Genomic DNA, 24,956 nt, shown 5'->3' with positions numbered 1-24,956 from the left:
GGCGCTTGTCGGCACGGGTTTGGGGGCTCGGGACGGCGTTCGCATGGCTGCGGTCCTCCTTGGCCCGCCGCAGGCGGGTCAGGGCCGAGATCGGGTACGGCGTTTTCCTCTCCTACAGCGGTGACCGCGACCGGCGATGGCTGCCGCATCTGCAGCGTGTGATCGAAAAGCAGTCCCGTCCGTGGTACAAGCCACCGCGTATCAGGGTATTCCTCGACGACAGCGGTGTGTCGATCGGGCCGCAGCTCTGGGGCAAGATCGAAGCCGGTCTTGCCCGCTCTGACTGGCTCGTGGTCCTGGCGTCGCCCGAGTCGAGGGCCTCGGTGTGGGTCGACCGGGAGATCGAGTGGTGGCTGGAGCACAAGGCGGTAAAAAACGTCCTGCTTGTCGTCACCGCCGGACAGCTGGTGTGGGACGAGCAGCGGGGCGACTGGAATCCGGAACTGTCAACGGCGCTGCCGGCCCGGCTGTCGGGAAAATTCGAGCAGCAACCGGTCTGGAAATCTGTGGACCTTCGCCGCCTCGACAGGCATAAGGGCTTCTTGCCCGATGTCGAGAGTGTTGCATTCGGCATTGCTTCCGTCGTGCGCGGCCTTCCTGAGGGTGAGCTCAGGTCGGAAGGTCTCCGCGACACCAGGCGCAACCTGCGGACAGCCAAGATCGTCGCGGCCGTGTTGGGCTTTCTGCTCCTGGCCGCGAGCACGGTGTCGGTGATCGCGGTGATCTCACGTGCCGAGGCCACCCGCCAGCGTGACCATGCTGTCGCGCAACAACTGATCATCCAGAGTTCCCTGCTTGCGACCCGGGATCCGTTCGGCGCTCGGCTGAAAGCATTGGCAGCGTGGCGTATCGCCCCCTCGCCGGAATCCCGCTTCGCGGTTCTCAACGCCTCCGTCAATCCGGAATCCGGTTTGCTCTCCCACTCCTGGCCCGTGGCCGCGGTGGCCTTCAGCCCTGACGGCAAGACTGTTGCTTCCGGCGGTGGCGACGGCGTGGTGCGGCTCTGGAGCACAGCCAAACAGCAGAAGGCGGGGAAGCCGCTCATCGGGCACCATCAAGGCGTCACGTCGGTGGCCTTCGGGCCGGGCGGTAAGACGCTGGCCAGCTCAAGCGGTGACGGCACTGTCCGGCTCTGGGACGTCGTCAGCCGCACACAGATCGGTGCCCCGTTCGATGCCCACGCCGGGACGATCAATTCGGTTGCCTACAGCCCCGATGGCAGGACCCTCGTCACCACTGGCGGGACAGACTCCGGGTTCTTGCAGGTATGGGATGTGGCAACCCACCGTCAGATCGGCACACCACTCGGCGGTCACACCTACGGTGCAGGCGCAGTGGCTTTCAGCCCCGATGGCAGGACTTTCGCCTCTGGATCGGGCGACGGTGTACAGCTCTGGGATACCGCCACGCGGACCCCGATGGGGAAACCGTTCGCCTCCACCTGCCTGGCGGTTGGGTCGGTGGCTTTCAGCCCCGATGGCAGGACTTTCGTCTGTGAATCCGGCGACGGTGTACAGCTCTGGGATACCACCACCCGGACCCCGATGGGGAAACCGTTCGCTTCCACGTCCATAGGGATTGAGTCGGTGGCGTTCAGTCCCGACAGCGCGGTGCTCGCTGCCGGGTACGCCGACGGCAGCGTGCGGCTCTGGGATGTCCTGCGGCACAGCCAGATGGGAGGGCCGTTCATCGGCCACACCAGTAGTGCCGGGGCCGTTGCTTTCAGCCCGGACGGTTCGGTCCTGGCCAGTTCGAGTGACGACACCACAGTCCGCCTTTGGGACATCCGCGCCCAACAGCAGGCCGGAGCACCGATCGTCACCGGTGCCCAGACGGGGACAGCACTCAGCCCCAACGGCCGGATCCTGGCTGCCGTGGACACTCATGACGCCGTGCGCTTCTGGAACGTCGCCACACGTCGCCAGACCGGCGATCCTCTGGTCCACGGTGTCGAAGGATGGGGCTTCGACATGTCCTTCAGCCCCGACAATGCTGTGCTTGCAATCTCCTCGTTCAATGGATTACGACTCTGGGATGTCGCAGCCCGCCGCCCCATCGGCAAGCCGCTGCTTGACACAAGTGACGTTACTGCGCTGGCTTTCAGTCCGGACGGCGAATCCCTCGTCAGTGCAGCCGCGGACTCCGTGCACGTATGGGATCTGGTGGCACATCGCCGGACCGGCGCAGCACTCGATGTCAGGGCAACGAGCGTCGCATTCAGCCCCGACGGCCGCATCCTTGCCACCAACACGGAGAACGACACAGTGGCGCTCTGGGACATTGCCACGCACCGCCGTATCGGCGAGACCTCGGCCGGTCACACCGCGCAGATCACGGCGGTGGAGTTCAGCCCCGACGGCACGACGCTCGCGACTGCGAGCCGCGACAACACCGTCCGGCTCTGGGACGCGGCCACACGTGAGCAGATCGGGGATCCGCTGACCGGCCACCGCAGCGGCGTCACGTCCGTGGCGTTCAGCCCCAACGGGAGAACTCTCGCCACCGGCAGCATGGACCACACGGTCAGGCTCTGGGACGCCGCCACCGGGCGCCAGATCGGCGGTCCACTTGAAGGACACATCGCCGATGTCACCGGTGTGGCCTTCGGCCCCGGCGGCAGAACGCTGGCCAGCTGGGGCAAAGACGGCACAGCACGGCTATGGAACGTCGAAGCGACGGTGGACCCGGTGCGTTCACTGTGCAGATGGGCGAGGGGGGCCTTTACCGCCGACCGGTGGCGTGATGGGGTGCCGCCAGGCCCCGCTTCTCGCCCGCTCTGTCCAAGGTCCTGAAGTGCGCGTCTATCGCGGTCGGGCTTGGTGTTCTCCGACTCGGCACGTTTGACCCAAGTGCTGAGAGGCGAGGGGCCCTGCGCTATAAGGGGAACGATCAGCCCCCGCTCCACGGCTCGGACCTCTGCAGTGTGCGGCCCGGTGGCGTCGCGGGGAGGGGCCGACGGTCAGCCGCGTCGCGATCGGTATCGTCGCGGGTCAGCTGTCCAGCTTGCGGAACAGCCCCTCCTGCACCACCGACACCAGCAGGTGGCCGTCCCGGTCGTAGATACGGCCCCGGGCCAGCCCCCGGCCGCCCGTCGCGATCGGCGATTCCTGGTCGTAGAGGAACCACTCGTCCGCGCGGAACGGGCGGTGGAACCACATCGCGTGGTCCAGCGACGCCATGTCGAAGCCCCGCGGGCCCCACAGCGGCTCCACCGGGATGCGCACCGCGTCCAGCAGCGTCATGTCGCTCGCGTACGTCAGCGCGCAGGTGTGGACCAGCGGATCGTCGCCCAGCGGGCCCACCGCGCGCATCCAGACCGCGCTGCGCGCGTCCGCGTCCCTGATCTCCTCCTGGGTCCAGCGCAGCCGCTCCACGTAGCGGATGTCGAAGGGGGTGCGCCGGGCCATCCGTTCGAGCTGGTCCGGGAGTTGGCCCAGATGCGCGCGTACCTCCTCCGAGACCGTGGGCAGCGACTCGGGGTCCGGGAAGTCCAGCCGGGGCGGCAGCTGGTGCTCGAAGCCGCCCTCCTCGGGGTGGTGGAAGGAGGCCGTCAGATTGAAGATCGTGCGGCCCTGCTGGACGGCCGTGACCCGGCGCGTGGTGAACGAGCGGCCGTCCCTGACCCGTTCGACCTGGTAGACGATCGGGACACCCGGGCGGCCCGGCCGCAGGAAGTACGCGTGCAGCGAGTTGACCGGACGGTCGCCGTCCGTGGTGCGGCCGGCCGCGACCAGCGCCTGGCCCGCCACCTGCCCGCCGAAGACCCGTTGCAGGGACTCCTGGGGGCTGCGCCCGCGGAAGATGTCGACCTCGATCCGCTCCAGGTCGAGCAGATCGACCAGTCTCTCGGCGGGGTTCGTCATGGCGCGGTGTTCTCCCGTTCTCGGTGCTCGGTGCTCGGTGCTCGGTGCTCGGTGCTCGGTGCTCGGTGCTGTGCCCGCGTTGTGCGTCTCAGAGCTGACCCACGGACGTGACGCGCACCACCGCGAGGCCTTCCTCGTCGGAGGCCGCGAGATCGACCTCCGCGCTGATGCCCCAGTCGTGATCGCCCTTCGGGTCGGCGAAGGTCTGCCGGACCCGCCACAGGCCGTGCGCCGGGTCCTCCTCGATGGAGAGCAGCTTCGGCCCGCGGGCGTCGGGACCGGTGCCCAGGTCCTCGTACTCGTCCCAGTACGCGTCCATCGCCTCGCCCCAGGCGTCCTCGTCCCAGCCCGACTCGGCGTCCAGCTCGCCCAGTTCGCGGACATGGTCCAGCGCGGCCAGCTCGACCCGGCGGAACATCGCGTTGCGTACGAGGACCCGGAAGGCGCGGGCGTTGGCCGTGACCGGCCTGACCTGGTCGGCCTTCTCCTGCGCCTGCTCGGCGGTCTCCACCTCGGGGTTGGCCAGCTGCTCCCACTCGTCGAGCAGACTGGAGTCGACCTGTCGGACCATCTCGCCGAGCCAGGCCGTGAGATCCTCCAGATCCTCCGACTTGAGATCGTCCGGAATGGTGTGTTCCAGCGCCTTGTACGCGCCCGCGAGGTAGCGCAGCACAATGCCCTCGGTGCGGGCCAGCTCGTAATGGGACGTGAACTCCGTGAAGGACAGGGCCCGTTCGTACATGTCGCGGATCACGGACTTCGGTGAGACCGGGTGGTCGCCGACCCACGGATGGCTCGTGCGGTACGTGTTGTACGCGTGCACGAGCAGCTCTTCGAGCGGCTTGGGGTACGAGACCTCCTGGAGCCGCTCCATCCGCTCCTCGTACTCGATCCCGTCCGCCTTCATCGCGCCGACCGCCTCGCCGCGCGCCTTGTTCTGCTGGGCGGCCAGGATCTGCCGGGGATCGTCGAGCGTGGACTCGACGACGGAGACCATGTCCAGGGCGTACGACGGCGATTCGGGGTCCAGCAGCTCGAACGAGGCCAGCGCGAAGGTGGACAGCGGCTGGTTGAGCGCGAAGTCCTGTTGGAGATCGACGGTGAGCCGGACGATACGGCCCTCGGAGTCGGGGGTCGCCAGCTGCTCCACCACCCCGCCGTCCAGCAGCGAGCGGTAGATGGCGATGGCCCGCCTGATGTGCCGCAGCTGCTGCTTGCGCGGCTCGTGATTGTCCTCCAGCAGATGCCGCATCGCCTCGAAGGCGTTGCCCGGCCGCGCGATGACCGACAGCAGCATGGTGTGAGTGACCCGGAAGCGGGAGGTCAGCGGCTCGGGATCGGAGCCGATGAGCTTCTCGAACGTGGTGTCCGACCAGGCCACGAAGCCCTCGGGGGCCTTCTTCCGCACCACCTTGCGGCGCTTCTTCGGGTCGTCGCCGGCCTTCGCGAGCGCCTTCTCGTTCTCCACGACATGCTCCGGCGCCTGCGCGACGACGAACCCCGCCGTATCGAATCCGGCCCGCCCCGCCCGGCCCGCGATCTGGTGGAACTCCCGGGCGCGCAGCGTGCGGACGCGATTGCCGTCGTACTTGGTGAGCGCGGTGAACAGCACCGTACGGATGGGGACGTTGACGCCGACCCCGAGCGTGTCCGTACCGCAGATGACCTTCAGCAGACCGGCCTGGGCGAGCTTCTCCACCAGCCGCCGGTACTTGGGCAGCATGCCCGCGTGGTGCACCCCGATGCCGTGGCGCACATAACGGGAGAGATTGCGGCCGAACTTGGTGGTGAAGCGGAAGTTGCCGATGAGATCGGCGATCCGGTCCTTCTCCTCGCGCGTGCACATATTGATGCTCATCAGCGACTGCGCCCGCTCGACGGCGGCGGCCTGCGTGAAGTGCACGATATAGACCGGTGCCTGCCTGGTCTCCAGCAGCTCGGTCAGCGTCTCGGTGATCGGGGTGAGGCGGTACTCGTACGAGAGCGGCACCGGCCGGGTCGCGGACCGTACGACGGAGGTCGGCCGGCCCGTGCGACGGGTCAGATCCTCCTCGAAGCGGGAGACATCGCCGAGCGTCGCCGACATCAGGATGAACTGCGCCTGCGGCAGCTCCAGGATGGGGATCTGCCACGCCCAGCCGCGGTCCGGCTCGGCGTAGAAGTGGAACTCGTCCATCACGACCTGGCCGATGTCGGCGTGCTTGCCGTCGCGCAGCGCGATGGAGGCCAGCACCTCGGCCGTACAGCAGATCACCGGGGCGTCGGCGTTCACGGAGGCGTCGCCGGTCAGCATGCCGACGTTCTCCGTGCCGAAGAGCTTGCACAGGTCGAAGAACTTCTCCGAGACCAGCGCCTTGATCGGCGCGGTGTAGAAGGTGACCTTGTCCTGCGCCAGCGCCGTGAAGTGCGCACCCGCCGCGACCAGGCTCTTTCCGGAACCGGTGGGGGTGGAAAGGATCACATTGGCCCCGGAGACCACCTCGATCAGCGCCTCCTCCTGCGCCGGATAGAGCGTGATGCCCTGGCCCTCGGCCCAGGAGGAGAAAGCCTCGAAGAGGGCATCGGGGTCGGCATCCGGCGGCAGCTGATCGATAAGGGTCACGCACCCATCTTGCCTGCCTTCCGTCCCGATCAGGGAACCGGACGGCGGGTGGAAGATCACGGACGATACGCTGGCCCGTCAACTGGGCCTCGCCACACTGGCCTTCACCACAACCGCACTGGGACGGGTACGACCATGATGGGACCGGCACACTCTCTGTCAGGGGCAGCGGCCTGGCTGGGGGTGGGTGCCGCCGCGGCCGCCGCCGGCCACACCATGCCGTGGCCCGTCCTGGTGGTCGGCGCGCTGATCACCGCGGGCGCCGCGCTCGCCCCCGACCTCGACCACAAGGCCGCGACGATATCCCGGGCGTTCGGGCCCGTCTCCAAGGCGCTCTGCGAGATCGTCGACAAGCTGTCGTTCGCCGTCTACAAGGCGACCAGAAAGCCCGGAGACCCCCGCAGGACCGGCGGCCACCGCACCCTGACCCATACCTGGCTGTGGGCGGTCCTGATCGGCGGCGGTGCCTCGCTGCTGGCGATCACCGCCGGGCGCTGGGGGGTGCTCGCGATCCTCTTCGTCCATCTGGTGCTCGCGGTGGAGGGCCTGCTGTGGCGGGCCGCCAGGGTCTCCAGCGATGTCCTGGTCTGGCTGCTCGGCGCGACCAGCGCCTGGATGCTGGCGGGCATCCTGGACGAGCCGGGCAACGGCGCGGACTGGCTCTTCACCGCGCCGGGGCAGGAGTACCTCTGGCTCGGTCTGCCGATCGTCCTCGGCGCGCTGGTGCACGACATCGGGGACGCGCTGACGGTGTCGGGCTGCCCGATCCTCTGGCCCATCCCGGTGGGCCGCAAGCGCTGGTACCCGATAGGCCCGCCGAAGGCGATGCGCTTCCGGGCCGGCAGCTGGGTGGAGCTGAAGGTGCTGATGCCGGTGTTCATGCTGCTGGGCGGGGTCGGCGGCGCGTCCGCCCTCAATCTGTTCTGACCCCGCTTCCCGACGCGGTGGGAGTACGCGGGGGCGACGTGGGGGCGACACGGAGGCGTCCCGTACAGGCCGTACGAGCCGTACGGGACGCCCCCGCGCTCCGTCATGTCATCCGTGCCAGGAGCGCCACAGCGCGGCGTACGCGCCGTCCGCGGCCACCAGCTCGTCATGGCTGCCCAGCTCGCTGATCCGGCCCTCCTCGACCACCACGATCACATCCGCGTCATGCGCGGTGTGCAGCCGGTGGGCGATCGCCACGACCGTACGGCCGTCCAGGACGCGGGCCAGCGAACGTTCCAGATGCCGGGCCGCGCGCGGGTCCAGCAGCGAGGTCGCCTCGTCGAGCACCAGTGTGTGCGGGTCCGCGAGGACCAGCCGGGCCAGCGCGATCTGCTGGGCCTGGGCCGGGGTCAGCGCCGTACCGCCGGACCCGACCTCGGTGTCCAGGCCCTTGTCCAGCGCCCGCGCCCAGCCGTCCGCGTCGACCGCCGCCAGCGCCGCCCACAGCTCGGCGTCCTGCGCGCCCGTGCGCGCCAGCAGCAGATTGTCGCGCAGCGCGCCCACGAACACATGGTGCTCCTGGTTGACCAGGGCGACATGCTCCCGTACCCGCTCGGCGGGCATCTTCGACAGCTCGGCGCCGCCCAGCGTGATCCGGCCCGTGCGCGGACCGTAGATGCCCGCGAGCAGCCGGCCCAGCGTCGACTTCCCGGCGCCGGACGGGCCGACCAGCGCGAGCCGGGTGCCGGGGCTGACGTCCAGCGTCACCCGGTGCAGCACGTCGACGCCCTCGCGGTAGCCGAAGTTCACGCCGTCGGCGCTGACATCCCGGCCGTCGGGGACCACCGACGCGTCGCCCGCGTCCGGCTCGATGTCCCGCACGCCCACCAGCCGGGCGATGGAGACCTGCGCGACCTGGAGTTCGTCGTACCAGCGCAGGATGATGCCGACCGGCTCCACCAGCATCTGGGCGAGCAGCGCGCCCGTCGTCAGCTGTCCGACGGTGATCCAGCCCTGGAGGACGAAGGAGCCGCCGATCACCAGCACGGCCAGGAAGATCGTCGTATGGGTGAGGTTGATGACGGGGAACAGCACCGACCGCAGCCAGAGCGTGTACCTCTCCCAGGCCGTCCACTCCTTGATCCGCCGTTCCGACAGCTCCACCCGGCGCCCGCCCAGACGGTGCGCCTCCACGGTCCGTCCCGCGTCCACCGTCTCGGCGAGCATGGCCGCGACGGCCGCGTATCCGGCGGCCTCCGAGCGGTACGCGGAGGGCGCGCGCTTGAAGTACCAGCGGCAGCCGATGACCAGCAGCGGTACCGCGAGCAGCACCGCGAGCGCCAGCGGCGGCGCGGTCACCGACAGCGCGCCGAGCAGCAGCGCCGCCCACACGAGGCCGATCGCGAGCTGGGGCACGGCCTCGCGCATCGCGTTCGCCAGCCGGTCGATGTCGGTGGTGATCCGGGACAGCAGATCGCCGGTGCCCGCCCGTTCCAGCACGCCGGGCGGCAGCCCGACGGATCGCACGAGGAAGTCCTCCCGCAGATCCGCCAGCATCTCCTCGCCGAGCATCGCCGCGCGCAGCCGCATCATCCGTACGAAGACGGTCTGGACGACCAGCGCGATCGCGAACAGCGCGGCGGTGCGCTCCAGATGCAGCTCGCGCGCGCCCTCGGAGAGCTTCTCGACGATGTCGCCGAGCAGATACGGGCCGACCATCGAGGCGATCACGGAGACCGTGTTGACCGAGATCAGCAGGATGAACGGGGTGCGGTGACGGCGCAGCAGCTCGCCCACATAGGCGCGTACGGTCGCGGGCGTCCCGACGGGCAGGGTCGTCGCCGACTCCGGCGCCGCCGGGTCGTACGCCGGAGGGGCCACGCCGATCATGCTGATTCCTCGATCTCTTCCCGTGCCCGCGCTGACGCCGGCGTCATGATCTGTCTCTTCGCGGCCGCGGTCCCGCTCTGTTCGTCCTCGGTCTCGCGGGTGACGACCGCCCGGTAGCCGGGGTCGTTCCGTACCAGCTCGCGGTGGAGACCGACCGCGGCGACCCGGCCCTCATGGACGAACACCACACGGTCCGCGTGGTCCAGCAGCAGCGGCGAGGACGCGAACACCACCGTCGTACGGCCGGCCCGCAGCTCCTTCACGCTCTGCGCGATCCGCGCCTCCGTATGCGAGTCCACGGCGGAGGTCGGCTCGTCGAGCACCAGCACCTCCGGATCGGTCACCAGCGAACGGGCCAGCGCCAGCCGCTGGCGCTGGCCGCCGGAGAGCGACCGGCCGCGCTCGGTGATCCTGGACCGCATGGGGTCGCCGCTGCCGTCCACCGACGCCTGGATGAGCGCGTCGAGGACATCGCCGCACTGCGCCGCGGCCAGTGCCTTCTCCGGATCGACCGCGCCGGAGGCCGGGATGTCCAGCAGCTCCGCGAGCGTCCCCGACAGCAGTACCGGGTCCTTGTCCTGCACGAGGACGCTGGCCCGCGCCGCGTCCAGCGGGAGATCGTCCAGCGCCACCCCGCCGAGCAGCACGGACTCGCTCTTCTCCTCGGCGGCGGCGTGCCCGCCGAGGCGCTCGGCGAGCCGGCCCGCCGCGTCGGGATCACCGCACACCACGGCGGTCAGCAGCCCGGACGGGGCGCGAAGACCGGTGGCGGGGTCGTACAGATCCCCGGTCGGCCGGGCGTCGTCCAGTCCGCCGCGCTCGTCCTCGAACGCGGTCCGCTCCAGCGAGAGCACCCGGGCCGCGCGCTTCGCGGAGGGCCGGGAGAAGGAGTACGCCATGGCGATCTCCTCGAAGTGCCGCAGCGGGAAGAGCAGCAGCGTCACCGCGCTGTAGACGGTGACCAGCCCGCCGACCTCGATCCTGCCGTCCAGGACGAGCCGGGCCCCGTACCAGATGACGGAGATCAGCATGATGCCCGGCAGCAGTACCTGGATCGCCGAGATCAGCGACCACATCCGGGCGCTGCGCACGGCGGCCTTGCGCACCTCCTGCGAGGCGGCGCGGTAGCGGCCGAGGAACAGCTCCTCGCCGCCGATGCCGCGCAGTACCCGCAGTCCGGCGACGGTGTCCGAGGCCAGTTCGGTGGCCTTGCCGGCCTTCTCGCGCTGGACGTCGGCCCGTTGGGCGGCGCGGGGGAGCAGCGGCAGTACGGCGACGGCGAGGACCGGCACACCGACCGCGACCAGCGTCCCCAGCTCCGGCAGATACAGCACCAGCCCGACACATACCAGCACGATCGCGATGACGGCGGCCAGGAAGCGCGAGAGCGCCTCCACGAACCAGCCGATCTTCTCGACGTCGCCGGTCGAGACGGCGACGACCTCACCGGCGGCGACCCGCCGGGTCAGCGCCGCGCCGAGCTGGGCGGTCTTGCGCGCCAGCAGCTGCTGGACGCGTGCGGCGGCGGTGATCCAGTTGGTGACGGCGGTGCGGTGCAGCATCGTGTCGCCGACCGAGATGGCGGCGCCGCACAGCGCGATGAAGCCGCCGGCGAACGCGAGCCGGCCACCGGAGCGGTCGATCACCGCCTGCACGGCGAGCCCGGCGCCCACCGAGAGCCCGGCGATGCCCGCGAAGTGCAGCAGGCCCCAGCACACGGCCTTGATCTGTCCGCCCAGCTGACTGCGTCCGAGCCACAGCAGGAACCGGGGGCCTGACCTGGCATCGGGAATCCCCGGATCGGGATACGGAAGGTCGCGAATCTGCATGATGTCCCATGACTCGTGTGGTGGCCCAAACCGTGCAAGGTTCGCCTTATTGGAGTCCCTGGGGCAATGGGTTTTCCGCGGAATGAGCCAGAACGAGCCAGCGGGAGGGGTACGGGGAGAGGCGTTCGGAGGAGCGCCGGGAGGGTTCGGGCCGGACGGGTGCGGGGGCCGTACGGGTGCGGGCCGGACAGCTGCGGGGGCCGTACGGAGCGTTCCGTACGGCCCCCGCGGGCACGAGGTCCGGCTCACTCCTAGGGTTTGCCGGAGTCCACCCCCGCCCGGGCCTTCCGCCATTCGCCGCGCGTGAAGTCGGGGATCTGCTGCGGGGCCCCGTTCGCCTTGAGCGACGCGTGGCTGAGCGGCACCGGCGCGGTCCAGGTCGCCGCGTCGTACACGTCGAAGTCGGGCACGAGGCCCAGCCGGACGCACTGCATCAGCCGGAAGACCATGATGTAGTCCATCCCGCCATGGCCGCCGGGCGGATTGGCGTGCTCCTTCCAGAGCCAGTGGTCCCAGTCCGCGTACTTCCCGAAGTCGCCCCAGGAGTCATCGGTGTGGTCCGGCTCGATGTAGATGCGCTCGGGATAGTCCTCGAACACACCTTTGGTACCGCCGAGACTGTTGATCCGGCTGTACGGGTGTGGCGTCGACACATCGTGCTCCAGCCGGATGACCCGGCCCTTCGCCGTCCTGACCAGACTGATGGTCCGGTCGCTCTCGATGTACGTCTCCTTCCAGCTCGGGTCGCCCGGCGGCATATGGGCGGCGCGGTACTCGGCGAGCCCGAGCGCGGGCGTGCCGGCGCTGGTGATCGAGACCGCGCGGTCGCCCCGGTTGATGTCCATGTAGTTGGCGACCGGGCCGAAGCCGTGGTTGGGGTAGAGATCGCCGCGCAGCCGCGTGTGCCAGAGCCGGCGCCAGGGGCCTTCGTAGTAGTCGGGGTCGAACATCAGGCCGCGCAGATCGTGGTTGTAGGCGCCCGCGCCGTGCAGCAGTTCCCCGAACTTGCCCGCGTGGGCCATCCGCAGGACCCGCATCTCGTTCTTCCCGTAACAGCAGTTCTCCAGCTGCATGCAGTGCCGCCGGGTGCGTTCGGAGAGATCGACGAGCTGCCACAGCTCGTCGAGGCGCATGGCGACCGGACACTCCACTCCGACGTGCTTGCCGTTCAGCATCGCCGACTTGGCCATCTCGAAGTGCGCGTCCCAGGGCGTGGCCACATAGACGAAGTCGAGATCTCCGCGGGCGCAGAGATTCTCGTAGTCGTCCTCACCGTTGGTGTAGACGGCGGGCGCGGGCTGGCCGGCGCCCACCACCTTCGCGGCGGCGCTCTCGGTCTTCGCCTTCACCGGGTCGCAGAGCGCGACGACCCGGACGCCCGGGACGGCGAGGAAGAGGTCGATCATGCTGCCGCCGCGGTTGCCGAGGCCGATGATGCCGACCCGTACCGTCGTGCGGCGTTCGAAGGGGACCCCGGCCATGGTGCGGCCCTTGCGCGGAGGTGCCGGGGAGTCGGTGAACGCGGCGGCTTCCGCGGCTCCGGCGACTCCGAGGGGTTCGGCCGCGGCGGCGGTGCCGCCGCCGAGTGCGGAGAGGCCGAGTCCGGCGCCCGCCACGCCTGCCGTGGTCCGCAGGACCGAGCGGCGGCTCACCTCTCCTCGGGCGCTTCCCTGGGCGTCGTTCTCACTGGGGGATGTGTCTTCCGTACCGGGGTTCTCCGGTGCTGCGTCGTGCATCGACCCTCCAAGGGGGGAGTTGACGTGCGCGGCTGGTGCCTGAACCTCGGAAAGGACCTTGGCCGCCGACGCGGGCGATGCGCAAGGTGATGGGCAAGGGTCTGATTGGACTCTTGGGAACGGGCTGTTGGACTTCTTCCGCGCCGGGGTCAGCAGCGGCGCTCGGGGCCGCCGTCGACCAGCGTCGAGAGCAGCCCGCCGAGAATCTCGCGCTGGTCGGCGGCGAGCGGCGCCAGCACCTCTTCGGCGGCCGACCGGCGGGCCTCGCGCAGGGCCCGCAGCGTGGCCCGGCCGGTGTCGGTCAGCTCGATACGGACCACGCGACGGTTGGTCGGATCGGGGGCGCGGCGCACCGAGCCGCTCGCCTCCAACCCGTCGACCAGGGAGGTCACGGCCCGGGGCACCACTTCGAGACGCTGGGCCAGGTCGGCCATCCGCGGCGGCTTGTCGTAGTACGCGACGGTACGCAGCAGCCTGGCCTGCGCGGGAGTGATGCCGATCGGCTCCAACTGCCGCTTCTGGATGCGGTGGAGCCTGCGGGTCAGCCGCAGCAGCTGCTCCGCCAGCAGGCCGTCGGCGTCGGGGGTGTTCATGGGGGAATAATATCAGGACCAAGGTCATTGTGAACATAGGTAACAGTGAGCTAGGCTCGATGAGGCGCGTGGATACGCCCGTAACCGCGTACGTCCGCGTACCTCCGCCCGAGCCCCGAAGCCACCGAAGGAGCCAATGAAACCCGAACACTCGACGTGGACGCCGTCGTCCCGCCCCGGTGATCCGGGGCAGCCGGAGCCGCCCGCCCAGCTGCGGCGCATCTTCGGCCTATTCCGTCCCTACCGCGGGCGGCTCGCGATCGTCGGGCTGCTCGTTGCCGCGTCCTCGCTGGTCACGGTCGCCTCGCCGTTCATGCTGCGCGAGATCCTGGACACCGCCATACCGCAGGGCCGGACCGGCCTCCTCAGCCTGCTCGCCCTCGGCATGATCCTCACGGCGGTCGTCAACAGCGTCTTCGGCGTGCTCCAGACCCTGATCTCGACCACGGTCGGCCAGCGCGTCATGCACGATCTGCGCACCGGCGTCTACGGGCGGCTCCAGCGCATGCCGCTCGCCTTCTTCACCAAGACCAGGACCGGTGAGGTCCAGTCCCGTATCGCCAATGACATCGGCGGCATGCAGGCGACCGTCACCTCCACCGCGACGTCCCTGGTCTCCAACCTCACGGCCGTCGTCGCCTCGGTCGTCGCGATGCTCGCTCTGGACTGGCGGCTCACCGCCGTCTCGATGGTGCTGCTGCCGGTGTTCGTCTGGATCAGCCGACGCGTCGGCCGCGAGCGCAAGAAGATCACCACCGACCGCCAGCGGCAGATGGCCACCATGGCCGCCACCGTCACCGAATCGCTCTCGGTGAGCGGCATCCTCCTCGGCCGCACGATGGGGCGCGCCGACTCGCTCACCAAGTCCTTCGCCGACGAGTCCGAGCGGCTGGTCGGCCTGGAGGTGCGCTCCAACATGGCCGGCCGGTGGCGGATGTCGACCATCGGAATCGTCATGGCCGCCATGCCCGCCCTGATCTACTGGGCCGCCGGCCTCGCGATCGGCGCCGGAGGCACGGCCGTCTCCATCGGTACGCTCGTCGCCTTCGTCTCGCTCCAGCAGGGCCTGTTCCGGCCCGCCGTGAGCCTGCTCTCCACCGGCGTGGACATGCAGACGTCGCTCGCCCTCTTCCAGCGCATCTTCGAGTACCTCGATCTGCCCGTCGACATCACCGAGCCCGAGCGGCCCGTCAGGCTCGACTCGATCCGCGGTGAAGTGCGGTTCGAGGACGTCGACTTCAGCTATGACGACAAGGGACGCAGGACGCTGCGGGAGATCGATCTGACGGTCCCGGCCGGCGGCAGCCTCGCCGTCGTCGGCCCCACGGGCTCCGGCAAGTCGACCCTGAGCTATCTCGTACCCCGGCTGTACGACGTGACCGGCGGCCGGGTCCTCATCGACGGCGTCGACGTACGCGATCTGGACTTCGACACGCTCGCGCGGGCCGTCGGCGTCGTCTCGCAGGAGACCTATCTGTTCCATGCCTCGGTGGCGGAGAATCTGCGCTTCGCCAAGCCGGAAGCCACCGACGAGGAGATCGAGACGGCCGCCAGAGCCGCCCAGATCCACGACCACATCGCCTCGCTCCCGGACGGTTACGCGACGCTGGTCGGCGAGCGCGGATACCGCTTCTCCGGCGGTGAGAAACAGCGGCTCGCGATAGCCCGCACCATCCTGCGGAACCCACCGGTGCTGATCCTCGACGAGGCCACCAGCGCACTGGACACCCGCACCGAACACGCGGTGCAGCAGGCCATCGACGAGCTCTCCGAGGGCCGTACCACCATCACCATCGCGCACCGGCTCTCGACCGTGCGGGACGCGGACCAGATCGTCGTCCTGGACGCGGGCGCCATCGCGGAGCGGGGCACCCACGACGAGCTGATCGAGCAGGACGGCCGCTATGCCGCCCTCGTGCGCAGGGACAGCCGGCCGGCGCAGCAGCCGGCCGAGGCACTGGCGTCGGTCTCCCCGTGACGCGGCCGTGCCGCCGCTCCCGTGTGATGGCGAGCGACGGCACCGCGTTCGGCGAGCGGGGGGCGTGCGCACTCTCCGTGTCCGGTCGGACCGCCGTCGGCGGGTGACTCCCGGTCCGTTCGTATGCCGTTCGTATGGTGTTGCCGCGTCGCCCGTGTCGGCACGCCTGAAGTGCCGGGTTCGCTGATCACTCCGGGTTAGCGTGCCCGCATGATGAACGAGCACCGGGAGGCGAGACCCGGGAGCAGACCCCGTCTGACCCGCCGGGGCCGGCTGGTCGTACTGCTGACCGCGGTCCTGGTCGTGGCCGCCGCGGTGCTGGTTCCCGTACTCCTGCTGACCGGGGGCGACGAGGGCGGGAAACGGACGACGCTGGTCATTCCGGAGGGCCGGCGCGCCGCCGATGTCTATGTCTCCGTCGACCAGGCGCTGGGCCTGTCCCCGGGCGCCACCCACAAGGCGGCGTCCACCGCGCGGCTGCGGCTGCCCGAGGCGGCCAAGGGCAACCCCGAGGGCTTCCTCTTCCCGGCCACCTATCCGGTCGGCTCCGCGACGACCCCGGCCAATCTGCTGAGCTATATGGTCAACACCGCCAACCAGCGGTTCGGGGCAGGCCGGATCAGCGCCGGGGCGCAGCGCGCCGGGATGTCGATCTATCAGGCGGTCACCATCGCCAGCATCGTGCAGGCGGAGGCCGATTCGGTGGCCGACATGGGGAAGGTCGCCAGAGTCGTGCACAACCGGCTGTCGCTGGGCATGCCGCTCCAGATGGATTCGACGCTGAACTACGCGTTGAACCGTTCGACGGTGGACACCAGTCACGCGGATACGAAGATCGACAGCCCGTACAACACCTATGAGCGCAAGGGGCTGCCGCCCACGCCGATCGGCAATCCGGGGGAGGAGGCGATGAACGCGGCGCTCAACCCGGCCGGCGGGGACTGGCTGTACTTCGTCACCGTGAAGCCCGGGGACACCCGCTTCACCAACAAATACGCGGAACAGCGGCAGAACGTCGAGGAGTTCAACCGGAACCGCAAGGCCGCGAACGGCTCGGACTGACCGGGTCGCCGCCGGGGGCCCGAGATAAGGGCGTTCACGGTGTCAGGCCGCGGCCGGTTCGCGCTCCAGCAGCCGGCTGATCTCCCGTACGGCCGCCCGCCCGGCCCGGTTGGCGCCGATCGTCGACGCCGAGGGCCCGTACCCCACGAGGTGGACGCGCTCGTCCCGTACGGCCCGCGTCCCCTCCAGCCGGATTCCGCCGCCCGGCTCCCGCAGCCCGAGCGGTGCCAGATGGCTGACGGCGGGCCGGAACCCGGTCGCCCAGAGGATCACCTCGGCCTCCACCGTCCGGCCGTCGTCCCAGGCCACGCCGGTGGCAGTGATCCGGTCGAACATCGGCAGCCGGTCGAGGACCCCCGTCTCACGGGCCCGCGCGATCGCCTCCGTGAGCGGCAGACCGGTCACCGACACCACACTCCGCGGCGGCAGTCCCCGCCGTACCCGCTCCTCGACGAGCGCGACGGCCGCCCGGCCCTGCTCCTCGCCGAACGGGCCCTCGCGGAAGACGGGCGGCCGGCGCGTCACCCAGGTGGTGTCCGCCGCCACCTCCGCGATCTCCATCAGATGCTGGGTGCCGGAGGCCCCGCCGCCCACCACGATCACCCGCAGTCCGGCGAACTCCCCGGGGCCCGGATAGTCCGCGGTGTGCAACTGCCGCCCCCGGAAGGTCTCCTGGCCGGGGTAGCGCGGCCAGAAGGGCCGGTCCCAGGTCCCGGTGGCGCTGATCAGCCCCCGGGCCGACCAGCTCCCCTCGGACGTCTCCACCAGCAGCCGTCCGCCGTCGCCCTCGCGTACCGCCCGTACGTCCACGGGCCGGTGGACCCGCAGGCCGAAGCGCCGCTCGTACGCCGCGAAATACTCGCCGATGACCTCGGAGGAGGGCCGCGCCTCAGCGCCCTCCGCGGGGGTCAGCTCCATGCCGGGGAGCGCGTGCATGCCATGCACCTTGCCGTACGTCAGCGAGGGCCAGCGGAACTGCCAGGCGCCGCCGGGGCGCGGGGCATGGTCCAGTACGACGAAGTCGCGGTCGGGTTCCAGCCCCGACCGCCGCAGATGGTAGGCGCCGGACAGACCCGCCTGTCCGGCGCCGACGACCACCACATCGATGTCCCGCACCCCAAAGTCGTTCACGTTTCTACCAACAGCTTCCGGGGCGGGAATCTTCCCCGCGCCTCCCGGTCCGGACCGGGAGGTTCTGTCACCGGCCTCCGGAGAGCAGCAGCGGAGCGCCACCGGGCGCGGACGCCGGGCGGCCGTTCACCGCCGGCACGCCCAGCAGCGGCGAGGCCGGGACCTGCGCGAGGAGCCCGCGCGCGGCCAGTTGAGGGGTCACGCCCTCTCCGAACCAGTACGCCTCCTCCAGATGCGGATAGCCGGACAGGACGAAGTGCTCGATGCCCAGCTCGTGGTACTCCTCGATCCGGTCGGCCACGTCCGCGTGGCTGCCCACCAGCGCGGTGCCCGCTCCGCCCCGTACCAGTCCCACCCCCGCCCACAGATTGGGCGCGATCTCCAGCCGGTCGCGCGACCCGCCGTGCAGGGCGAGCATCCGTTGCTGGCCCACCGACTCGCTCTTGCCCAGCGCCCGCTGGGCCGCCGCGACCGTCTCGGGATCGAGATCGTCCAGCAGCCGGTTCGCGGTGGCCCAGGCGTCCTTGGCGGTGTCCCGCGAGATGGTGTGCATCCGGATGCCGAAGCGGACCGTACGGCCCCGCTCCTCCGCGAGACCACGGATCCAGTCGATCTTCTCCTTGACCTGGGCCGGCGGCTCGCCCCAGGTCAGATAGACATCCGTGTGCTCGGCCGCGACCGGTCCGGCCGCCGCGGACGATCCGCCGAAGAAGATCTCCGGCAGCGGGTCGGGCGGCAGCGCGGTCAGCCCGCCCTCCACCTGGTAGTGCTCACCGTCGAAGTCGTAGGGCCGGCCGCCCCAGACACCCCGGACCACCGAGAGGAACTCCGCGGTCCTGGCGTAGCGGCGGTCGTGGTCGAGATGGTCGCCGAAGCGGCGCTGCTCGGTCGAGTCGCCGCCGGTCACCACATTGAGCAGCAGCCTGCCCCGGGTGACGCGCTGGTACGTGGCCGCCATCTGCGCCGCGAGCACCGGTGAGATCAGCCCCGGGCGGAAGGCCACCAGGAACTTCAGCCGCTCGGTCTGCTGCGCGAGCGCCACCGTCGTCAGCCACGAGTCCTCGCACCAGGTGCCCGTCGGTGTCAGTACCGCCTCGAAGCCCAGATGCTCGGCGGCCTTGGCGATCTGCGCCAGATAGTCGATGTCCGGGGCCCTGATCCCGCTCACCGGTGTGATCCGGGAGCGCTTGATCCCCCCGTCGGTGTACGCGTGGCGGTCCACGAGCGTACGTCCGTCGCCCCCGGTCGGCAGGAACCAGTGCAGATGAATACTCATCGGGAAGTGGCCTTTCCGTAGCTGCGCGCCGGCGAGGTCGACGGCGGGAGGTCCTTGTTGAAGCGGTCGTCCACGTAGTCGGCGAAGTCGAACGCCCGCGGGATGAGCTTCAGTTCGGTGAAGGTGTCGGCGATCCGCTGCTCGGAGGCGATCGCGGCCTTGTCGAGGGCCACCGGTACGCGCGTGCCGAGGGTCAGTTTCACCGCGTCCAGGGCGACTTCGTACGGCAGCCCCGTTTCCTTCGCCCAGACCTTCGCCCACTCCTCCGGATGGCCGAAGACCCAGTCCTGCGCCCGGCGCAGCCGCTCGATGAAGTCACCGATGGCCGCCGACTTCTCCGTGTCCTTGAGCGCGGCGGGCGCGGCGACCTGGAAGTTCAGCCCATTGACCACGCCCCGGCCATCGGTCAGCACCCGTCCCTGCCCGCCGCGCAGCACCTGAGAGGTGTACGGGTCCCAGACGGCCCAGGCGTCCACCTTGCCGGTGGTGAACGCGGCCAGGGCGTCGGCCGGCTGCAACAGCGAGACCTTGATGTCGTCGAGGGTGAGGCCGGCCTTGGCGAGCGAGGCGATCAACTGGTAATGGGCGGAGCTGCCCTGGGCGACCGCGACGGACTTGCCCTTGAGGTCGGCGGTCTTCTTCAGCGGCGAGTCCTTCCGTACGAGAATGGTCTCGCCCCGGGAGTCGCCGTGCGACGCCGCGACGACCGTGATCTTCGACTGGGCCCCGGCGGCGAAGACCGGCGGCGTGTTGCCGACGGAACCGAGGTCCACGGCACCGGCGTTGACGGCTTCGAGCAGCGGCGGTCCCGAGGTGAAGGTGGACCACGTGACCCGGTAGGGGAGATCGTCGAGTTCACCGGCGGCACGGAGGACCGCCTCCGAACCGCCCTTCTGGTCACCGATGTTGAGGGTCAGGGAGCCCTTGCCGTCGACGGAGCCCCCCGCGCCGCCGGAGTCGTCGGCGGACGAACTGCCGGAGCAGGCGGTGAGGAGGAGGACGAGAGGGAGGGCGAGGGGGAGCAGGGCGGCGGGGAGGAAGCGTTTCATCAGCGGACTTTCTGTGGGGGCAGGAGGGGACAGCGGACCTACTCGTCTAGGCGACGGCGCCGGTGGGGGCGGGCTCATCGACCCCCAGCTCGGTCAGGAGCCGGGAGCGGAGGGCGGCGAAGCCGGGATCGCCGACGGCGCGCGGCCGGTCCAGCGGGACCGGCGTGTCGTACGCGATCACCCCCTCCCGCATCACCAGCGCCCGGTCCGCGAGCAGCAGCGCCTCCTCCACGTCATGGGTGACCAGCAGCACCGCGCAGCCGCGCCGCTGCCACAACTCGGCCACCAGCCGCTGCGCCTTGATCCGGGTCAGCGCGTCGAGCGCGCCGAACGGTTCGTCGAGCAGCAGCAGATCCGGTTCCCGTACGAGCGCCCTGGCCAGGGAGGCGCGCTGGGCCTCGCCGCCCGAGAGCGTCTTGGGCCAGGCCCCCGACCGGTGACCGAGCCCCACCTCCGCCAACGCGCCCTCGGCGGCGTCCCGTTGGGGCTTGCCGTCGAGACCGAGCAGCACATTGCGCCAGACCCGCTTCCAGGGCATCAGCCGCGGCGCCTGGAACGCGACCGCGCGCCGCTTCGGTACGAGTACGGTCCCCTCGATCTCGCGGTCGAGGCCCGCCAGTACCCGCAGCAGGGTCGACTTGCCGCAGCCGCTGCGGCCGAGCAGCGCGGTGAACTCCCCGGGGCGCAGGGTCAGATCGAGCCGGTCGATCACGGGACGCCCGTCGAAGGCCCGGGTCAGCCCCTCGACCCGTACCGCCACCGCGCCGTCGGACACCGGACCCGTGCTCGCGGGGCTCACTTGCCCCGGAATGTCGGTCGCCATTGCAGCAGCAGCCTTTCGAGAGTGCGGACGACGGCATCGGCGAGCAGGCCCAGGAAGGCGTAGACGACCAGGCAGACGACGATGACGTCCGTACGGAAGAACTCCCTGGCCTGGTTCATCAGGAAGCCGATTCCGGCGTCGGCGTTGATGGACTCGCCGAAGACGAGGGCGAGCCAGGCGGTGGCGAGCGAGTACCGCAGCCCGGTCATCGCACCGGGCAGCGCGCCCGGCAGGACGACATGCCGTACGAGACCCCAGCGGCCGAGCCCCAACGACTGCCCCGCCTCGATGAGTTGTTCGTCGACGCCGCGAATTCCCGCGTACACATTGAGATAGAGATGGAAGGCCACCCCGAGCGCGATGAGCGCGATCTTCGGAGCTTCGCCGATGCCGAGCCAGATGATGAAGAGCGGGATCAGCCCGACCCAGGGCACGGTACGCAGCATCTGTACGGTCGCGTCGACCAGATCCTCGCCGAGCCGGGAGAGACCGGAGACCAGCGCGAGCGAGATCCCGATCACCCCGCCGAGCAGCAGCCCCACGGCCACGCGCTGGAGCGAGATACCCATGGCGGCCGGGAGGGTGCCGTCACTGATCAGCTCGCCGGCGGCCGCGGCGATGGTGCCGGGGGAGGCGAGGATGTCGGGGTGCAGCACCCCGGTCGTGCTGAGCACCTGCCAGCCGGCCAGGAGCAGCAGCGGCCCGACGGTACGCCGCAGCCAGCGCGGCGCGGCACGGCGCCGGGAGCCGGCCGCGGGCGTCACGGGCTCCAGCGCGAGGGGTTCGTTCTTCGCCGGCGCGGACAGGTCCGGCGGGGCGTGATCGATGGTCATGGCGGCTCCTCGGGCGGGGGAGGGGGAAGGAGCGGACGGAAGAGACGCGCGCTTCAGCGCCGGCGCGCGGGGATACGGCGACGGCACCCGGTCAGCGGGACACGCCGACCGGGACGACGGGAGAAACGGGGCGATGCCGGAGGGAAAGGCTCCGGAGGGAAAGGCCCCAGAGGGGAAGGACCCTGCGGGAGAAGGGCGTCAGCAGCCGCGACGACACGCGGCGGAAGCCACCCGCAGCAGGTCGATGTGACCGCGCGTGGTGAGCAGAGCTGAACGCAACATGCCGCAGAACGTAGCGAGCGTTTCCGGATCCGGTCAATGGCGTCTCGGCACGCGGACGCGCGTTCCCGCGGGGCGGGCGGGAAGATGGAGGCATGCCCGACGCATTCACCACCAGAACCCTGAACGTCACCACCGGAACCCATGAGGCGGTGACCGATCTGACCCATGCCTGCGAGGAATTCCTCCAGGACAGCGCGGCGGGCCGGGACGGCCTGCTGAACATCTTCGTACCGCACGCCACCGCGGGCGTGGCCATCATCGAAACCGGCGCCGGCAGCGACGACGACCTGCTCGCGGCGCTCCGGACCCTCCTGCCCGCCGACAACCGCTGGCACCACCGCCACGGCACCCCCGGCCACGGCAGAGACCATGTACTCCCCGCCCTGGTGCCCCCTCACGCGACACTGCCGGTGATCGGGGGACGCCTGGAACTGGGCACATGGCAGTCGGTCTGTCTGGTCGACACCAACAAGGACAATCCGAACCGTCAGGTCCGGTTGAGCTTCCTGGGCTGAGCGGGAATGCGCCCGCGCGGGAGCAGCCCCGGGCTCCCTGTTCGTCACCCTCTTTGCTCTCCCGTCATGCCCTGCGGCTAGTTTGTAAGCAGGACAGGTACGCGGGCCCGTGGTGGCAGAGGTGCACGGGGGACGAGAGGTCGGGAAGAGTGTCGCTGCGCGGAGGCGATCCAGCCGAGATCGGCGGTTACGCGCTTGAGGCGCGGCTCGGCTCGGGGGGCATGGGCACGGTCTTTCTGGGCCGCACGGGTTCGGGGCGACCTGTCGCGATCAAACTGATCCACCAGCAGTTCGCGGGGGACGACGAGTTCCGCATCCGTTTCCGGCAGGAGGTGGCCGCGGCGAGGCGGGTGAGCGGCGCGTTCACCGCCGCCGTGGTCGATGCCGCCCCCGAGGCCGAGCAGCCGTGGATGGCCACGACCTATATCGAGGGGCAGACGCTCGCCCAGCGCATCGCGACGAATGGCCCGGTGAACGGAGCAGAGCTGAGGGGGCTCGCCATCGGGCTGGCGGAGGCGCTGCGCGACATCCACCGGGTGGGGGTCGTCCACCGTGACCTGAAGCCCTCGAACGTCGTGCTCTCGCCCGAGGGTCCGCGCGTCATCGACTTCGGCATTTCGCGCGCCGTGGACCAGCAGACGCTGACCATGACAGGGCGGGTCATCGGTACGCCGCCCTTCATGTCGCCGGAGCAGTTGCAGGCGCCGCGTGGCGTGGGGCCGCGGTCCGATGTCTTCTCGCTGGGAACGCTGCTGGTGTACGCGGCGACGGGCCACGGGCCCTTCGACGCGGACAGCCCGTACATGACGGCATATCAGGTGGTGCACGAGGAGCCTTCGCTCGGTGCCGTGCCGGAGGCGTTGCGCGCGGTCGTCGAGCCGTGCCTGGCCAAGGAGCCGGAGGGGCGGCCCTCGACGGACGAACTCCTCGTGCTGCTGCGGGACCTGCCGGCCGACCTCGGCGGGACCGACGCGAACGGGGTGGGCGCGGGCCGCGTCCGCGACATGGTCACCCAGCATGACTTCGCGGCGCCGGCCACCCCGGCGCCGATTGCCCCGACCACCGCCCCGGCCGGTCCCGGTACGGGGAGCACCGGCGCTCCCGTCGGCCGCCGTCTGCGTCGCCGGTGGCGTCCCGTGCTCGCGACCGTGGTCGCGGTGGCCGCGATCGGCGGGGGAGCCGCAGCGCTGAGGGCGGGCGGCTCCGGGGCGGACAGCGGCGGCGACAAGAACAACGGTGTCGCGGCGCCGGGTGCCGCGCATGAGGACGGCTTCGAGCCGTGGCGCACGTCTGTGCTGGGCGGTCGCGAGGACATTCCCGACGAGCTGCGGTGCGTCGCGCGCGGCGACGCGCTGTTCTGCGGAGGCGGCGGTGTGGTCGCGACCCGTATCAGGCCCTTGGACGGCTCGCGGGTGTGGACGGTGAACAGTCCGGGCGTCCCCGTCCAGGGGATGCACCTGGTGGGCGCCACCGACGACACGGTGCTCGGATACCGTTTCGCCGACCAGGACGCCCCGCAGGGCCCTCCCAGTGAGGTGGTGGCCATCGACGCGAACGATGGCCGGGAACTGTGGGCCGTGCCGTCCGGTGCCCAGTCGCAGGCCGTCACGGGCCGGACTCAGGACGCCGTTGTGGTCGGCTCCGCCGTTGTGACGGTCGACGCTTCCAACTCCCGCTTCGAGGCCCGGGACGCGCACAGCGGGACGGTTGACTGGAAGACGCCGTTCCCCGCGGGCACACAGTGCGCTCCCGTCCCGGTGGGCCCCGAGCTTTTCGCGATGTGCGCGACGGATGCGGAGGTGGATGCCTTGGAGGTGCGCCACCCCACCCTGTACGCGGTCGACCGCGCCTCGGGAAATCTGGGCAGGCCCATCGCGGTGGACGGCCCCGCCGTGCCCATGGGCGTCGCCGACGGCAGGCTCGTACTTCTTCAGGTGCGCATGGAGGGACCGGAGCTGGCCGGCTACGACGGGGTGGCGCGGGTCCACCCGGCCTCGCGGAAGGTCACGTACTCCCGGCTGGCCAAGACGTACTCGGGGACGCCCGGCATGGCGGACGGCACCCTCTACGTGAGCAGGCAGATCGGTCTCGTCACGGCGCTCGACCCCGCGACGGGCCGGGAGAAGTGGTCCCGGCAGACGGGCGTGGAAGGTGCGTCGGGTCCCGTGGCGGCACGTGGCGCACTGTATTTCAGCTCAGCCACCGGCCGGGTGGTCGCGCTGGCGCCGCACGATGGCAAACCCCTGTGGACCACAGATCCGCAGGCCGACGGTTTGACGGGTGAGCAGGGCGCCAGCCCGCGCGTGACCGTCGCGGGGCGTGCGGTGATCGTGGCCGCGGCCGAGAACACTCTCTTCGCCTTCGACGCGCGGAAGCCGCCGAAGTCGGGCTGACCCGGGCGGGACCGCGTCGGGCCGGGTCCGGGCCGAGCCCGCCCGTACGGAAAAGCGCCGCGCGCCCGGGGTTTTGCCCGGGGGCCCGGCGCGTGGGGTGTGGCTGTTAAGGGGCAGGGGGGGGCATAGGGGGGGTGGTCTACACCCCGTGCACGTCGAAAGAGTGGTTATGCG

The 24,956-nt window shown here is 70.5% G+C and carries 18 protein-coding genes; 6 read left to right on the top strand and 12 right to left on the bottom strand.

Annotation, left to right across the window (positions count from 1 at the left end; all coding sequences use genetic code 11):
• Positions 1 to 59 precede the first annotated feature (59 nt).
• Positions 60 to 2,792, top strand: coding sequence for a toll/interleukin-1 receptor domain-containing protein (locus ACFRKB_RS36520; RefSeq protein WP_383110912.1), 2,733 nt, complete (start codon positions 60 to 62; stop codon positions 2,790 to 2,792).
• A gap of 198 nt (positions 2,793 to 2,990) precedes the next feature.
• On the opposite strand, the gene ACFRKB_RS36515 is transcribed toward ACFRKB_RS36520, so the two are convergent.
• A complete protein-coding gene (locus ACFRKB_RS36515) occupies positions 2,991 to 3,863 on the bottom strand; it encodes an acyl-CoA thioesterase (RefSeq protein ID WP_383110911.1) in 873 nt (290 codons plus the stop codon).
• Between the two features lie 88 nt (positions 3,864 to 3,951).
• On the bottom strand, positions 3,952 to 6,525 hold the full coding sequence (locus ACFRKB_RS36510; protein WP_383110910.1) for a DEAD/DEAH box helicase: 2,574 nt from the start codon (positions 6,523 to 6,525) through the stop codon (positions 3,952 to 3,954).
• 75 nt (positions 6,526 to 6,600) lie between these two features.
• Between ACFRKB_RS36510 and ACFRKB_RS36505 the strand changes: the two genes are divergently transcribed.
• Complete coding sequence (locus ACFRKB_RS36505) at positions 6,601 to 7,392, top strand: metal-dependent hydrolase (protein ID WP_383110909.1); 792 nt, start codon at positions 6,601 to 6,603, stop codon at positions 7,390 to 7,392.
• Between the two features lie 108 nt (positions 7,393 to 7,500).
• Here ACFRKB_RS36505 and ACFRKB_RS36500 read toward each other — a convergent pair whose 3' ends face one another.
• From ACFRKB_RS36500 to ACFRKB_RS36485, 4 genes are all read right to left on the bottom strand, one after another.
• Positions 7,501 to 9,282, bottom strand: coding sequence for an ABC transporter ATP-binding protein (locus tag ACFRKB_RS36500; protein WP_383110908.1), 1,782 nt, complete (start codon positions 9,280 to 9,282; stop codon positions 7,501 to 7,503).
• Positions 9,279 to 11,111: an ABC transporter ATP-binding protein gene (locus ACFRKB_RS36495; RefSeq protein ID WP_383110907.1), complete on the bottom strand. Its 1,833-nt coding sequence runs from the start codon at positions 11,109 to 11,111 to the stop codon at positions 9,279 to 9,281. Before ACFRKB_RS36495 ends, ACFRKB_RS36500 begins: the two co-directional genes overlap by 4 nt.
• 251 nt (positions 11,112 to 11,362) lie before the next feature.
• Positions 11,363 to 12,847: a Gfo/Idh/MocA family protein gene (locus ACFRKB_RS36490; protein ID WP_383110906.1), complete on the bottom strand. Its 1,485-nt coding sequence runs from the start codon at positions 12,845 to 12,847 to the stop codon at positions 11,363 to 11,365.
• Between the two features lie 149 nt (positions 12,848 to 12,996).
• The gene (locus tag ACFRKB_RS36485; protein WP_383110905.1) at positions 12,997 to 13,440 is read right to left on the bottom strand and encodes a MarR family winged helix-turn-helix transcriptional regulator; all 444 of its coding nucleotides are present in this window, start codon (positions 13,438 to 13,440) and stop codon (positions 12,997 to 12,999) included.
• Positions 13,441 to 13,576: 136 nt separating this feature from the next.
• On the opposite strand from ACFRKB_RS36485, the gene ACFRKB_RS36480 reads away from it, so the two are divergent.
• The gene (locus tag ACFRKB_RS36480) at positions 13,577 to 15,418 is read left to right on the top strand and encodes an ABC transporter ATP-binding protein (RefSeq protein ID WP_383110904.1); all 1,842 of its coding nucleotides are present in this window, start codon (positions 13,577 to 13,579) and stop codon (positions 15,416 to 15,418) included.
• 210 nt (positions 15,419 to 15,628) lie between these two features.
• Complete coding sequence (gene mltG / locus ACFRKB_RS36475) at positions 15,629 to 16,480, top strand: endolytic transglycosylase MltG (RefSeq protein ID WP_383110903.1); 852 nt, start codon at positions 15,629 to 15,631, stop codon at positions 16,478 to 16,480.
• Between the two features lie 42 nt (positions 16,481 to 16,522).
• On the opposite strand, the gene ACFRKB_RS36470 is transcribed toward mltG, so the two are convergent.
• The 6 genes from ACFRKB_RS36470 to ACFRKB_RS36445 all read right to left on the bottom strand — a co-directional run bounded on the left by ACFRKB_RS36470 (position 16,523) and on the right by ACFRKB_RS36445 (position 21,874).
• The gene (locus ACFRKB_RS36470) at positions 16,523 to 17,596 is read right to left on the bottom strand and encodes an NAD(P)-binding domain-containing protein (RefSeq protein ID WP_383110927.1); all 1,074 of its coding nucleotides are present in this window, start codon (positions 17,594 to 17,596) and stop codon (positions 16,523 to 16,525) included.
• A gap of 82 nt (positions 17,597 to 17,678) precedes the next feature.
• Positions 17,679 to 18,887 (bottom strand): LLM class flavin-dependent oxidoreductase, encoded by a 1,209-nt coding sequence (locus tag ACFRKB_RS36465; RefSeq protein ID WP_383110902.1) that lies wholly within the window; start codon positions 18,885 to 18,887, stop codon positions 17,679 to 17,681.
• Positions 18,884 to 19,939, bottom strand: a complete 1,056-nt coding sequence (locus tag ACFRKB_RS36460; RefSeq protein WP_383110926.1) for an ABC transporter substrate-binding protein — start codon at positions 19,937 to 19,939, stop codon at positions 18,884 to 18,886. The genes ACFRKB_RS36465 and ACFRKB_RS36460 overlap by 4 nt, the downstream gene beginning before the upstream one ends.
• 43 nt (positions 19,940 to 19,982) lie before the next feature.
• Positions 19,983 to 20,759, bottom strand: coding sequence for an ABC transporter ATP-binding protein (locus ACFRKB_RS36455; protein WP_383110901.1), 777 nt, complete (start codon positions 20,757 to 20,759; stop codon positions 19,983 to 19,985).
• Complete coding sequence (locus tag ACFRKB_RS36450) at positions 20,732 to 21,592, bottom strand: ABC transporter permease (protein ID WP_383110900.1); 861 nt, start codon at positions 21,590 to 21,592, stop codon at positions 20,732 to 20,734. The genes ACFRKB_RS36455 and ACFRKB_RS36450 overlap by 28 nt, the downstream gene beginning before the upstream one ends.
• A 198-nt stretch (positions 21,593 to 21,790) precedes the next feature.
• Complete coding sequence (locus tag ACFRKB_RS36445) at positions 21,791 to 21,874, bottom strand: putative leader peptide (protein ID WP_349817350.1); 84 nt, start codon at positions 21,872 to 21,874, stop codon at positions 21,791 to 21,793.
• Between the two features lie 92 nt (positions 21,875 to 21,966).
• Between ACFRKB_RS36445 and ACFRKB_RS36440 the strand changes: the two genes are divergently transcribed.
• A complete protein-coding gene (locus ACFRKB_RS36440) occupies positions 21,967 to 22,389 on the top strand; it encodes a secondary thiamine-phosphate synthase enzyme YjbQ (protein ID WP_383110899.1) in 423 nt (140 codons plus the stop codon).
• Between the two features lie 149 nt (positions 22,390 to 22,538).
• A complete protein-coding gene (locus ACFRKB_RS36435; RefSeq protein ID WP_383110898.1) occupies positions 22,539 to 24,782 on the top strand; it encodes a protein kinase domain-containing protein in 2,244 nt (747 codons plus the stop codon).
• The last annotated feature ends 174 nt before the right edge of the window (positions 24,783 to 24,956 follow it).

It is taken from the genome of Streptomyces scopuliridis, from assembly GCF_042790125.1.
Classification (GTDB): domain Bacteria; phylum Actinomycetota; class Actinomycetes; order Streptomycetales; family Streptomycetaceae; genus Streptomyces; species Streptomyces scopuliridis_A.
Note: the sequence above shows the minus strand (reverse complement) of the source record. Positions and strands in the feature narration are given on the sequence as shown.